The following is a 12,165-nucleotide window of genomic DNA, read 5'->3' as shown; positions in this document are numbered from 1 at the left end:
TGACCGATGAAAGCGATTGCAGGCATTCAAGACCAAGACCGGAGCCCGGTCAAGAGGCGGAACGCGGCCCCGTGGAGTCGCGCGCGACGAACACGCCGGGCAGGGCGACGTGCTCGGCCGGGCCGCCCGGCGTCTCGATCTGCCTGGTCAGGACCTGTACGGCGGTCGCCCCGAGATCGTCCATCGGCGCGGTCACCGTGGTCAGGCTCGGCGTCACGGTCCTGGCGAGCAGCACGTCGTCGCACCCGACCACGCTGCGCTCCCCGGGCACGGAGACGCCCCGGCCGGCCAGCTCGGCGAGCACCCCGCACGCGGTCAGGTCGTCGAAGGCGAAGGCGGCGGTGGCGCCGGTTTCGAGGAGTGCGGCGCCGGCCTGCCTGCCGCCCTTGAACGTCGCCCTGAACGGGCCCAGCTCGGTCAGCTCCACCCCGCGCCCCCGCGCCCACCTGCGGATCGCCTGCGAGCGCCGCCCCGCCGCCCACGACGCGCTCGGCCCCGCGAGCAGCGCGAACGAGCGGTGGCCGTGCTTGTGCAGATGCTCGCCCGCGTCGAACAGCGCGCTGGTGTTGTCGCAGATCACCGAGGACAGCTCGCGCAGCGGCCGGTTGAGCAGCACGCACGGCAGGCCCCGCGCGGCCTCGCGCAGCGCCGCCGACGACGCGCGCGGCGAGGCCACGATCACCCCGTCGACCCGGCTGCGCAGCTGGGCGACGTGACGCACCTCCGCCGCCGCGCTCTCCTCGGCGTCGATCAGCATGACCGAGCTGCCCATCCGCTCGGCGGTGCGCTGGATCGCGCGGACGAGCAGCGGGAAGAACGGGTTGGTGATGTCGGGCACGACCAGCCCGATCATCTCGGCCCGCCCGGTGACCAGGCCGCGCGCGGCGGAGCTCGGCTGGTAGCCCAGCTCGCGGGCGGCGGCCATGATCTGCTCCCTGACCGGGGCGCTGACCAGCTCGGGGCGGTTGAAGGCGCGCGAGACCGTGGCGGCGGAGACGCCGCACCGCTGGGCGATCGAGTAGATCGTCGGCTTGCTCACGGCACGCTCCTCGGGGGTGGGCTCGACCCGGCTTGACCGGAGTACTCTAGCGAAGCCAGAATCCATGCAATCGCTTTCATTATTCCGCAGTACGAGCAGGCCCGGCGGAGGCGGAAAGGAAGGTATGGATTCCGAGACAGGTTCGGAGACGGGTTCGGAGCAGCCGGAGCGGGTCGCCCGCGAGCAACTCGAAAACGTCATCCTCCCCTTCTGGCTCGAACGCGGCATCGACACCGAGCACGGCGGGTTCTACACGTGCTTCGACAACCGGGGCCGGCGCCGCCTGTCCACGGACAAGTTCACCTGGTCGCAGGGCCGGTTCGTGTGGCTGCTGGCCCGCGCCGCCCGGCTCGCCGGGCCCGGCCTGCTCACCGCCGACGCCGCCGCCCTCGCCCGGCACGCCGAACGCGGCGCGTCCTTCCTGCTCGATCACGCCGTCCGTCCCGACGGCAGTTGCGCGTACGTCCTGGACGAGCGGGGCGGGCCCGCGCCCGGCGAGGACGGGGCGCCACCGCCCGCGCGGCGCAGCGTCTACGCCGACGCCTTCGTCGCCATGGGGCTGTCCGAGCTCACCGTGCACACCGGCTCGCCCGAGCACCTGCCCGTGATCGACCGGATCGTGCGGCGGGTCGCGGACGACGTGGCCGCGGGCGACCCGCCGACGCCGCCGTACCCGCTGCCGCCGGGATGTTCGGGGTTCGGCGCGCGCATGATCGTGCTGAACGCCCGGCTCGACCAGGCCCGCGCGCACCTGGCCGTGCCCGGCGGGGAGTTCGGTCTGGGTGAGCTGCGGGCCGCGCGCCGGGCCATGCTCGCGCACCGGGAGGACGGCGGGCTGTTCACCGAGACGTTCGTGCCCGATCCCGGCTCGCGCGACACGCTCCTCGCCCGGCACCGCACCCCCGGCCACGCGCTGGAGGGGATCTGGATGGCGCTGGAGGCCGGCGACCTGCTCGGCGAGACCGATGATCACGCCGGCCTGCTCGCCTCCGTGTCCGCATTGTGCCGGTCCGGGTGGGACGACGAGCACGGCGGGCTGTTCCGCTACGTGGACGTCTCCGGCCGGCCTTATGGGGGTCCGTACGAGGACCTGGTCAGGCGGACCTGGTCCACCAAACTGTGGTGGGTCCACACCGAGGCCGCCTACGCCACCCGCCTGGCGGCCGAGCGCTACGGCGACCGGGAGGCGGCCGGCTGGTTCGAGCGCGTCTGGGACTACACGCTGCGCACCTTCCCCGGCGGGGCCGAGGGCGAGGAGTGGATCCAGATCAGGGACCGGACCGGTGCGCCGCTCGACGAGGTCGTCGCCCTGCCGGTCAAGGATCCGTACCACATCGCCAGAAACCTCATGCAGATCGTCGAGCTCCACGCATCGGGAGCACAGGGGGAGCAATCGTGACGGCCACCAATACCGGCCCCGTGATCGAACGGACCGCCGGCAACCTCGAAGCCCGGATCTACCGCGACCGGGCGGCGGCGGGCGCCGCTGCGGCGCGGGCCGCGGCCGAGGCCGTGCGCGCGGCCCTGGCCACGCGCGGCGAGGCCAGGGTCGTCTTCGCGGCCGCGCCCTCACAGCGCGAGACGCTGGTGGGCCTGCGCGCCGCCGGTGGGATCGACTGGTCCAGGGTCACCGTCTTCCACATGGACGAGTACATCGGCATGCCCGCCGACGCCCCCCAGCGCTTCGGCCGCTTCCTGCGCGAAGAGCTCTGGGACGCGGTACGCCCCGGCGCCGTCCACGTGATCGACCCCGGCGACGACCCGGAGGCCGAGAGCGCCCGCTACGCCGCACTGCTCGGCCAAGGCCCGATCGACCTGGTCTGCCTCGGCATCGGCGACAACGGCCACCTGGCCTTCAACGACCCTCCCGTGGCCGACTTCGCCGACCCCCTCGCCGTCAAGGTGGTCGAGCTCGACGACGCCTGCCGCCGGCAGCAGGTCGGCGACGGCTGCTTCGCGGAGCTCGCCGACGTGCCCGCGCGGGCGGTCACGCTGACCGTGCCCACCCTGATGGCCGGGCGCACGCTGGTCGCCACCGTGCCGGGCCGGAGCAAGCGGGCGGCGCTCGCCGCCGCGCTCGACGGGCCGATCTCCGAGAGCTGCCCCGCCTCCGTTCTGCGCACCCACCCGGCCTGTACGCTCTTCGCGGACGTGGAGGCCTACCAGTGAAGATCGCCGGGATTGTCGCCCGCCCGCCGGTTGACCGGTTCGCCGGCGTGGGGGCCGATCAGTGAGGCTCAGCCGCGCCACCCTGTCCAGGGTCGCGCCCGATGCGCGCCCGCTCGCCGAGCCGCGCGCCACCGGCGTCGTGCACCTCGGCATCGGCGCCTTCCACCGGGCCCACCAGGCCGTCTACACCGAGCTGGCCATGGCCGCGACCGGCGACGACCGGTGGGGCATCTGCGGGGCCGGCCAGCGCAGCAGCGCCGTGGCCGACCTGCTGCGCCCGCAGGACTGCCTGTACGGCGTGCGGGCCGGGGACGGCGTCCGCGTGATCGGGTCCGTGCGCGAGGTGCTGGTCCCGGGCGACGACCTCACCGCCCGCCTGGCCGCGCCGCAGACGGCGGTCGTCACGCTCACCATCACGGAGAAGGGCTACCGCAGCGTCTCGGGGCCGTCCACCGCGATCGGGCGGCTGGTGGCCGGGCTGCGCGCCCGGGCCGCCGCCGACGCCGGCCCGCTCACCGTCATCTCGTGCGACAACCTGCCCGGCAACGGCGCCACCCTCGCCGCCCTCGTCACCGAGCTGTGCGAGCCGCCGCTCTTGAAGTGGGTCGAGCAGAACGTCACCTTCCCGGCGAGCATGGTCGATCGGATCGTCCCCGCGACCACACCCGCCGACCTCGACGACATGGAGGCCAGGCTCGGCCTGCGCGACCTCGGCGCGGTGGTCACCGAGCCGTTCACGCAGTGGGTGATCGAGGACGACTTCGCCGGCGACCGGCCGGCCTGGGATCGGGCGGGCGCACTGCTGGTCGGGGACGTCCTGCCGTACGAGCGGATGAAGCTGCGCCTGCTCAACGGCAGCCACTCGGCCATCGCCTACCTGTCGGGCGCGGAGCACGTGTCCGAGGCGGTGGGCGACGCCGCGTTCGCCGGATACCTGCGCGGGCTCATGGACGAGGACCTCACGCCCACCCTGCACGGGCTCGGCACGTTCGACCTGGCCGGATACAAGCGGTCGCTGCTGGCCAGGTTCGCCAACCCCGGCCTGCGGCACCGCGTCGCGCAGATCGCGGCCGACGGCTCGCAGAAGCTGCCGCAACGCCTGCTCGACCCGGCCCGCGAGCGCCTGGCCGCCGGGCACGAGCCCCGCTGGATCGCGCTGGCGGTGGCGGGCTGGATGCGGTACGTCACGACGGCAAGCGAGCTGGACGACCCCCTGGCCGACCGGCTCACGGGCGACCCGGACGCCGGCGCCGAGGCGACCGTGGAGCGCCTGCTGGCGATCGAGGAGGTCTTCGGCGCCGACCTGAGGGAGGACCGGGTCTTCCGCGAGCTGGTCACCGACGGCCTGCGCCGGCTCACCGCCGACGGCCTCACTTCCATCCTCCGCACCTTCGACGCCTGGCGCGGCTGAAAACCAGTTGAGCCCTGCTCCGGCGTTCCCATAGGTTGCCTGCGGCCCACCACAGTGAAGACCGAAGGACATGACCGCGTGACCCCGCCTGCTCGCCGGACCTGACACGTTCTTCCGCTCTCTTCCAGCCGGCCCCTGCGGCCGGCTCCGCCGGGCTGCCCGCGTGCGCCCGGTCGTTCAGCGTCTGAGGCCGCGCGTAACCGGCCTCGTGTCAGGTCTTGAGAGATCATGTCTTCACAACCTCATATCGTGCTGCCCTGGGTCGTCCGCCGGACCAGGCTGCCGCTGCTGTCGACGCGCTGCGTCGCGTGCCTGTCGGAGTCGGCCACCACCGGTGAGGGCAGGTTCCGGGTCAACGCGCAGGGCAAGCTGCTGGACGTGTGGCTGCTGGTCCGCTGTGTGTCCTGCGACCGGACGAGCAAGCTCACCGTGCACGAACGCGTGCCGGTCAGGACGGTCGAACCGGCCCGGCTCGACCGCTACCACACCAACGATCCCGAGCTGGTGGCCGCCACGCTGCTCGATCCGGCGTTCGCCAGGCGCAACCGCTTCACCCTGGACTGGAGCGGGTCCTGGCGGCTGGACGCCCCGCCGCCACGGCTCGACGAGCCGTGGCCGGTGCGGGTGGAGGTCGTCTTCGAGGACCCGGTGCCGGTGCGCCCTGACCGGCTCATCGCGCGCGGCCTCGGCCTCAGCAGGAACGAGGTGCGACGCCGCATCAAGTGCGACAATCCGCTCCGCCGTACGGTGATCACCGGGTTCACCTTCACCCTGATGGCCGTGGACTGACCGGACAGGGGTGGCCCGGAACGCTCTCCGGGCCACCCCACCGGCCTCAGTCCGGGGCGGCGGTGATCGGGCGGTGGGCGAGCGGGCTGGAGAAGATCATCGTGCTCGACGGCTTGCCGTAGACGGCGAGCCGGTCGATCAGCCGCTCGAACGCCGCCATCGACGGCACCGCGATCTTCAGGATGCTGCACACGTCGCCGGTCACCCGGTGGATCTCCCTGACCTCCGGCCAGGTCGCCACCTCGGGATCACGCAGCACGCAGGTCGGCCCGTAACAGGTGAGCTGCACGAATGCGGACACCGTCCAGCCGGCCCGCCCCGGGTCCACCGTGGCGTGGTAGCCGGTGATCACCCCCGCCTCCTCCAGCCGCCGGACCCGCTCGGCCACGGCGGGCGGCGACAGGTGCACCCGGCGCGACAACTCGTTGAACGACAGCCGCGCGTTCTCCTGCAGTTCGCGCAGCAGCTCCCAGTCCATGGCGTCCACCAGCGGCTCCTTTCGTTCGGAAACAGCATGCCCGAGATGGATGACGAACGTGAACCGATCAGTGGCGAAGCCCGTTCGGACGGCATTCCTCACGGCACCAGCGCCGCACCATCATGAGGTGCCGACACACGCCGGCATGATGAAGGGAGCGCGGCGCGATGAAGACGACAGGACGGGTACGCCCTGTCTCAGCGGCCGAGCGGGCCGAGCGGGCCCGCGCGAGCGGCGGGCTGCCGACCCTCGAGTTCGAGCGGGAGATCCCCTACGACGCCTACGTCCGCACCGACGTCCTGCACGACCTGCAACGGCCGCTGACCGACGCCCCGGGCGAGATGTCGTTCCTGGTCATCACCCAGGTGATGGAGCTGTACTTCCACCTCGTCGCCCACGAGCTGCTCGCCGCGAGGGAGTCGCTGCGGGCCGATCGGGTACGGGACGCGGTCGCGGCGCTGCGCCGCACCGGCCTGCACCTGGAGGCGATGAACGCCGGCTGGCTCGGCCTGCGCTGGATGACGCCCGCCGACTTCAACAGCTTCCGCGACCGGCTCGGGGAGGCGTCGGGGCTGCAGTCGGGCATGTACCGGCTGGTGGAGTTCCGGCTGGGGCTGAAGAGCGAGGCGCTGCTGCGGCCGTTCAAGGGCGGGGCCAGGGAGGAGGAGTTGCGGCGCGCGTACGAGGAGCCGAGCGTCTGGGACGCCGCCACCGCGCTGCTCGCCCGGCACGGCCACGACCTGCCGGAGTCCGTGCTCGGCCGGGACTTCGGGGCGGAGTACGAGCCGCACGAGGCGGTCGAGCGGGCCTGGGTGCGCGTCTACCGGGACGACGCGGCGGGGCACGCACCAGGCGGCACGACAGGGGATGGGCCGCGGGCGCTCGGGGACGCGCTGGCCGAGGTGTCCGAGCGGTTCGGGGACTGGCGCTACCAGCACGTCGCGGCCGTGCGCCGGTCGATGGGCGCCAAGCCGGGCAGCGGCGGCTCCAACGGGCTGGCCTGGCTCGAACGCAGCATGGCCCGGGTGGTCTTCCCCGAGCTCTGGTCCGCCCGTACGCACCTGTGAGATGCCCGTATCCGCAGGTGAGGGGTGCGACCAGAGCCCGGGGAGCGCCGGCCCGCGCACGCGCGAGCCGGCGGGCCTGACCGGTCAGCAGGTTCGGCAGGTTTCAGGCAGGTTCAGGCAGGTGCGGCGGGCTCAGCAGGTGAGGTTGCCGCCGGGGGAGACCCCGAGGAGCTGCGTGAAGCGCTGGTAGGAGTTGACCCTGCTCTGCACCTGGCCCGGGTTGCCGCCGTTGCACTCGATGCTGCCGTTGATGCTGCGGATGGTCTCGCCGAAGCCGCGGCCGTTGACCATCGCGTTGTGGGCCGTCATGGTGCCGGGGCCGTTCTGCGTCATCCAGTACCACAGGGCCGTCTTCCAGGCCACGGCCGCGTCCTGCTGCACCAGCCAGGGGTTGGTCAGCAGCGGCAGGCCGAGCGCGTCGCCGGCCGCCTTGTAGTTGAAGTTCCAGCTCAGCTGGATGGGGCCGCGGCCGTAGTAGGCGGCCTGCCCGGCCGGGCACCCGTACGACTGGTTCGGATCGCAGTAGTGCGGGTAGTTCGCGGTGTTCTGCTCGACGATGTGCACCAGCCCGCCGGTCTCGTGGCCGACGTTGGCCAGGAACGCGGCCGCCTCCTGCTTCTTGACGGTGTCACTGCCCGTCTTGGCGAAGGCGGGGAAGGCGCTCATGGCCGTGACCAGGCCGCTGTAGGTGTAGAAGGAGTTGCGGCCGGGGAACATCTGGTCGAACTGGGCCTGGCTGACCACGAACCCCGACGGGTCGGGCGGGTTGGGCGGGTCCGTGGGGCCGCCGGAGCAGGTGTAGGGGTCCCAGTACCAGTGGCTGATCACCGGGTCGTAGCCGGGGTTCTCGTGGACGGCGATGTAGTGGTTGCCGTCGGTGTAGCGGACGATGCTGCCGACGGCGTAGAACTGCCCGGCCACCCAGTTCGGGTAGGAGCAGGCCGTCCCGCCGCCACCGCCTCCTGAGCAGGAGCCCTGGTCGGCCCAGACGTCGGCGCCGCCCGGGGTCTCGTTCTGGGTCCACCACTTGGCGGACCAGTTGTGCCCGTTGTGCGACACGACCGCGCCGCCGGTGTAGACCGCCGACGCGCTCCACGCCGTCGCGCAGGCGGCGGCGTTGGCCGCGGACGGCAGCAGCACCGCGAGCACCCCCCAGACCAGAGATAAGACGGCCGGCAGGATCAGGATCCTTCGCACGTGCGCCACTCCTCGAATCTCATAGGAAAGTTTCCTAAGGATTAACGATAGAGCTGCCACCGCGCAAGGCCCAAAGTCAGACTCGCCCCGCCGATCGTGCGCTCGCCCGGCTCAGGACGAAGGACCAGCAGAGCCGCGACCCGGCCACCACGGTGCCGGCGGCCGCGGCGGTCATCAGCCAGATCATGAACGCCGGGTAGAGGTAGACCACCTGGATCCACATGATGTCGGCGCCGCGGGCCAGCACGCGGAAGACCGGCGCGGCCGACAGGCACAGCGCGAGCGGCGCCAGCCAGACCACCAGCCGCGCCCGCCGCCATCCCGTACGTCGTCGTGCCCAGCGCCGGGAGCGGGCCGCGCCGCACACCGCCAGGCCGGCGGTCACCAGGGTCAGCAGCAGGAATGCCAGGTCGACGGGCAGGTACGGCGGCGAGGACGGCACCTGCGGAGTGTCTCCCTCGATCAGGGCGACCAGGCCGTCCATCAGGGCGTGGGCGTCGGCGTGGGCCATGCCGGTGTTCGCCATGACGGCGACGCCGTACCCGGATCCGGGCATGAGCAGCTGGTCGGCGGTGGAGGTGAACAGGTCGCCGCCGTGGCGCACGGTGGGGGCGCCGTGCGGGGTCCGGCCGAGGAACCAGCCGAGGGCGTACTTCTCGTTCGCCCGGGAGGGGGTGCGCAGTTCCTTCACGCTCGCGGGGGTCAGGAGGCCGCCGTTCTGCGCGATCAGCCACCGGGCCATGTCGCCGGCGGTGCTGACGACACCCCCGGAGCCGTTCCCGAACCCGGTCGGCTCGGGCAGGGCGACGGCCCGGCCGAGGACGACCAGATGGCCGCGCGCACTGGCGGGCAGGTCGCGTTCGCGATCGAGCGTGGTGCTGGAGGTCATGCCGAGCGGGGTGAAGACGTGGGCGCGCAGGTAGGACGCGAACGGCTCGCCGCTCACCACCTCGACCAGGCGGGCGGCTACCTGGTAGTTGGTGTTGTGATAGCTGAAGACGGCGCCCGGCGCCGCGGCCGGCTTCGCCGTCCGCAGCCGTGCCACGGAGCCCTCCAGCGTCTCCGGCTGGGGCAGGCTCTTCTCGCGGAACGTGGTGTCGGCCATGCCGGAGGTCTGGTCGAGCAGCTGCCGTACGGTGATCGCGGCCGCACGGGGATCGGCCATGGTGAACTCCGGCAGGTAGCCGCGCACCGGCCGGTCGAGCTCGACCCGGCCCTGCTCGACCAGTTGCATCACGGCCAGCGAGGTGAAGGACTTGCTGACGGAGGCGACGGCCATGGGCGTGCCCGCCGTCACCGGCTCGCCGGTGGAGGTGCGGCCGTACCCGGCGGCGTGGACGACCTCCGTCCCCTTGACGATCGCGACCGCCGCGCCAGGCAGCCCGGTCGCCTCCCGGTAGCGCTCGACGAACGCGTCCACGGACGCCGGCGACGGCGAGGAGGGGCTCAGGGCAAGGGTGATCGCGGTGAGCACGTTGATGAGCATCCGACGAAGCTAGCCACGCCCCGGGGCCGTCACCATTGCGGTCCGCCTCCGTCTTCCCCTGCGGAAACCCGCCATCTACGTACGGGCACCGGGCCCTGGTGCCGTCCCGGCGGACCGGTGGATCTGAGGACCAAAGGCACTTACGCGCGGGACCTTGTCCCCGGGCGCCGCCCGCCCGTGCCGGGCGAGGCTGAAGGCAGAGGCCGGAGAGCAGTGTCCGAGAGCAGTGCCCGAGAACAGTGTCCGAGAGCAGTGCCCGAGAACAGTGGAGGTGCGCGATGACCCGACCCATCGTCGTAGGAGTGGACGGATCGCTGCCGTCGGCCGCAGCGGTGGAATGGGCGGCGGCCGAGGCCGGCCGCAGAGGTCTGGGCCTGCGCCTGGTGCACGTGTACGAGGAACGCCCCTACGACGGCTACGACGCCGACGACCCCTCGGGCCCGCTGGCCATCGCCGCCGACCGGGCCCGCGGGACGGCCCCCGGCGTCGAGGTGGCCACCCGGGCGCTTCCCGGCAACGTGCGCGACGTCCTGATCGGCGAGTCCGTCACCGCCGACACCGTGGTCCTGGGCAGCAGGGGGCTCGGCGGCTTCACCGGCATGGTGATCGGCTCGGTCAGCACGGCCGTCGCGGGTCACGCCTCCGGCCCGGTCGTGGTCGTCCACGGCCGGCCCGCGCAGTCGTACGGCCGCGTGGTCATCGGCTACGACCGGTCACCGTACTCCGAGGCGGCCATGGAGTACGCCGTCGAGCAGGCGCGCGTCCGGGGCGTTCCGCTGCACGCCGTCCACGCCTGGCAGACGCCGGTCTTCGCCCCGCAGGCGGCCGCGTACAACACCCTGCTCGTGGACGTCTACCAGGAGGAGTCCGCGGCGGTGGCCGAGAGCGTGGCGCGGTGGCGGGAGAAGAACCCCGACGTCGAGATCGCCCACAAGACCGTCTCCGGGCACCCGGTGAGCGTCCTCGCGGCCGAAGGGGCCACCGCGGACCTGGTGGTGGTCGGCTCGCGCGGGCACAGCGGCCTGGTCTCGACGGTGCTCGGCTCCGTCAGCCACGGCGTGCTGCACCACGTGACCTGCCCGGTCGCCGTGGTACGTCCCCGCTAGGCATCCCGCCCTCCTCCCGTCCCCGGCGGGCAGGAGGGCGCTCGCCGTTTCGCGCGTCCTCGGAGACGCATGCCGGATTCACCGGTCATGCCGGAAACGCGGTCCAGAGGGCCTTCCGTGGGCAGGGGTTTTGCGCGTACAGGCGGAAAAGAACCCTTCGCCCCGAAGGCGAGCGGCCCTGGGCCCTGGACCAAGAGCGCCGGACGCGGTCGGATGGAGACGACGAGAGGGAGGACACCGTGATCATCGTGGGAGTGGACGGCTCGGCGCCGTCACGGGCGGCCGTGGAGTGGGCGGCGGACGACGCCGCCCGGATGGGCCTGCCCTTGCGGATCGTGCACGTGATGGACACCTCGTGGTACCTGGTCGGCCGGCGCCCCGACGCCGCCCTGCCCGACGCGCTGCTGACCACCAGCTCGGCCGCGGTGGGTTCGCCGGCGCGCTGCTGGGCTCGGTGAGCACGGACGTGGCCGGGCAGGCGCACTGCCCGGTCGTGGTCGTACGGGACGAACCCCGCCAGGAGCACGGCGAGATCGTGGCGGGGGTGGACGACTCGCCGGAGTGCGAGCCCGCCCTGGCCTACGCCTTCGAGCAGGCCCGGCTGCGCGGCGCGACGCTGCGGGTGGTGCACGCCTGGCAGTTGCCGTCGCTGGCCCTCGATCCCGAGGCCGTCTACGACATGGACGAGGTCCGTACGGCGCAGCACCAGGTCGTCCGCGACCGGCTCCAGTCGCTCACCCGCGACCATCCGCAGGTGAAGGTCGTCGAGGACGTGCGGTCCGCACATCCGGTCGACGCCCTGAACAGGGTGGCGGAACAGGCCGACCTGCTCGTCGTGGGCTCACGCGGGCACGGCGCGGTACGGTCGGCGCTGCTCGGCTCGGTCAGCCGCGGCGTCCTCCACCACGCGAGTTGCCCCGTGGCCGTGGTCCGCGCCTGACCACGCGGCCGCGTCTGACTCCGTACTGGCGCCCCGTACCGGCGGCTCGTCCCGGGGCCCGGATCAGGGGCGCAGGACGAGGCGGATCGGGGCGCCTTCCTTCCTGGCCAGCCGGTCGAGGGCGGCCGGCGCCTCCGCCAGCGGCAGCACGTCGCTGATCGAGCCGGACAGATCGAGCCGCCCGCGCACGGCGAGCCTGACGAGCTGCTGCACGTGCTCGGGCGCGGAGCCGTAGCTGCCGCGCAGGGACTGGCCGAAGTACGCGAGCGCGACGTCGTTCGGCACCGCCACCGGCTCGTTGGCCAGCCCGGCCACGACCAGCAGCCCGCCTCTGCCGAGCAGCGGTATCGCCTGCTCGCGCACCGGGCCGGCGCCGGCGAAGTCGAAGGCGGCGTCCAGCCCGAGACCGCCGGTCAGATCGCCGACCGTGTCGCGCAGGACCGGGTCGGCCGGGTCGAGCGCCGCGTCGGCGCCGAGCCCGAG

At 72.9% G+C, this 12,165-nt stretch carries 13 protein-coding genes; 8 read left to right on the top strand and 5 right to left on the bottom strand.

The genetic code is table 11. The features are described 5' to 3' along the window. Positions 1-49: 49 nt before the first annotated feature. Positions 50-1,039: a LacI family DNA-binding transcriptional regulator gene (locus ABFX54_RS20490; RefSeq protein ID WP_346107022.1), complete on the bottom strand. Its 990-nt coding sequence runs from the start codon at positions 1,037-1,039 to the stop codon at positions 50-52. A 124-nt stretch (positions 1,040-1,163) separates the two neighbouring features. On the opposite strand from ABFX54_RS20490, the gene ABFX54_RS20485 reads away from it, so the two are divergent. From ABFX54_RS20485 to ABFX54_RS20470, 4 genes are all read left to right on the top strand, one after another. After that, positions 1,164-2,438 (top strand): AGE family epimerase/isomerase, encoded by a 1,275-nt coding sequence (locus ABFX54_RS20485; RefSeq protein ID WP_346107020.1) that lies wholly within the window; start codon positions 1,164-1,166, stop codon positions 2,436-2,438. Next, on the top strand, positions 2,435-3,208 hold the full coding sequence (locus tag ABFX54_RS20480; RefSeq protein WP_346107019.1) for a glucosamine-6-phosphate deaminase: 774 nt from the start codon (positions 2,435-2,437) through the stop codon (positions 3,206-3,208). Before ABFX54_RS20485 ends, ABFX54_RS20480 begins: the two co-directional genes overlap by 4 nt. A 61-nt stretch (positions 3,209-3,269) precedes the next feature. Continuing rightward, positions 3,270-4,619, top strand: a complete 1,350-nt coding sequence (locus ABFX54_RS20475; protein WP_346107017.1) for a mannitol dehydrogenase family protein — start codon at positions 3,270-3,272, stop codon at positions 4,617-4,619. Positions 4,620-4,868: 249 nt separating this feature from the next. After that, positions 4,869-5,408, top strand: coding sequence for a DUF1062 domain-containing protein (locus tag ABFX54_RS20470; protein ID WP_346107015.1), 540 nt, complete (start codon positions 4,869-4,871; stop codon positions 5,406-5,408). A 46-nt stretch (positions 5,409-5,454) separates the two neighbouring features. Here the strand turns inward: ABFX54_RS20470 and ABFX54_RS20465 are convergent, their stop codons facing one another. After that, positions 5,455-5,886 carry an Lrp/AsnC family transcriptional regulator gene (locus tag ABFX54_RS20465; protein ID WP_346107169.1) on the bottom strand — a complete coding sequence of 144 codons (432 nt, stop codon included), beginning with the start codon at positions 5,884-5,886 and terminating at the stop codon, positions 5,455-5,457. Positions 5,887-6,053: 167 nt separating this feature from the next. On the opposite strand from ABFX54_RS20465, the gene ABFX54_RS20460 reads away from it, so the two are divergent. After that, entirely contained in the window at positions 6,054-6,953 is a 900-nt protein-coding gene (locus tag ABFX54_RS20460) for a tryptophan 2,3-dioxygenase (RefSeq protein ID WP_346107013.1), read from the top strand. Positions 6,954-7,085: 132 nt separating this feature from the next. Here ABFX54_RS20460 and ABFX54_RS20455 read toward each other — a convergent pair whose 3' ends face one another. Together ABFX54_RS20455 and ABFX54_RS20450 are read right to left on the bottom strand one after the other, a co-directional pair. Further along, positions 7,086-8,150: a glycoside hydrolase family 19 protein gene (locus ABFX54_RS20455; RefSeq protein ID WP_428834540.1), complete on the bottom strand. Its 1,065-nt coding sequence runs from the start codon at positions 8,148-8,150 to the stop codon at positions 7,086-7,088. A gap of 76 nt (positions 8,151-8,226) precedes the next feature. Continuing rightward, positions 8,227-9,636: a serine hydrolase domain-containing protein gene (locus ABFX54_RS20450; RefSeq protein WP_346107011.1), complete on the bottom strand. Its 1,410-nt coding sequence runs from the start codon at positions 9,634-9,636 to the stop codon at positions 8,227-8,229. Between the two features lie 278 nt (positions 9,637-9,914). On the opposite strand from ABFX54_RS20450, the gene ABFX54_RS20445 reads away from it, so the two are divergent. The 3 genes from ABFX54_RS20445 to ABFX54_RS20435 all read left to right on the top strand — a co-directional run bounded on the left by ABFX54_RS20445 (position 9,915) and on the right by ABFX54_RS20435 (position 11,682). Then, the gene (locus ABFX54_RS20445) at positions 9,915-10,742 is read left to right on the top strand and encodes a universal stress protein (RefSeq protein ID WP_346107009.1); all 828 of its coding nucleotides are present in this window, start codon (positions 9,915-9,917) and stop codon (positions 10,740-10,742) included. Positions 10,743-10,981: 239 nt separating this feature from the next. Next, positions 10,982-11,200, top strand: a complete 219-nt coding sequence (locus tag ABFX54_RS20440) for a universal stress protein (RefSeq protein WP_346107008.1) — start codon at positions 10,982-10,984, stop codon at positions 11,198-11,200. Then, positions 11,197-11,682 carry a universal stress protein gene (locus ABFX54_RS20435; RefSeq protein ID WP_346107006.1) on the top strand — a complete coding sequence of 162 codons (486 nt, stop codon included), beginning with the start codon at positions 11,197-11,199 and terminating at the stop codon, positions 11,680-11,682. The genes ABFX54_RS20440 and ABFX54_RS20435 overlap by 4 nt, the downstream gene beginning before the upstream one ends. 63 nt (positions 11,683-11,745) lie before the next feature. Here ABFX54_RS20435 and ABFX54_RS20430 read toward each other — a convergent pair. Then, positions 11,746-12,165 (bottom strand): zinc-binding dehydrogenase (locus ABFX54_RS20430; protein WP_346107004.1); only part of this gene is annotated, 420 nt, incomplete at its 5' end.

The sequence above is a fragment of the Nonomuraea maheshkhaliensis genome, assembly GCF_039529435.1.
In the GTDB taxonomy this organism is placed as follows: Bacteria; Actinomycetota; Actinomycetes; order Streptosporangiales; family Streptosporangiaceae; genus Nonomuraea; species Nonomuraea maheshkhaliensis.
Note: the sequence above shows the minus strand (reverse complement) of the source record. Positions and strands in the feature narration are given on the sequence as shown.

Bases quoted from the DNA above. Each gene is read 5' to 3' on its own strand.
- ABFX54_RS20450 (WP_346107011.1), bottom strand. From the start codon at position 9,636: ATGCTCATCAACGTGCTCACCGCGATCACCCTTGCCCTGAGCCCCTCC.
- ABFX54_RS20445 (WP_346107009.1), top strand. From the start codon at position 9,915: ATGACCCGACCCATCGTCGTAGGAGTGGACGGATCGCTGCCGTCGGCC.
- ABFX54_RS20485 (WP_346107020.1), top strand. From the start codon at position 1,164: ATGGATTCCGAGACAGGTTCGGAGACGGGTTCGGAGCAGCCGGAGCGG.
- ABFX54_RS20460 (WP_346107013.1), top strand. From the start codon at position 6,054: ATGAAGACGACAGGACGGGTACGCCCTGTCTCAGCGGCCGAGCGGGCC.
- ABFX54_RS20465 (WP_346107169.1), bottom strand. From the start codon at position 5,886: ATGGACTGGGAGCTGCTGCGCGAACTGCAGGAGAACGCGCGGCTGTCG.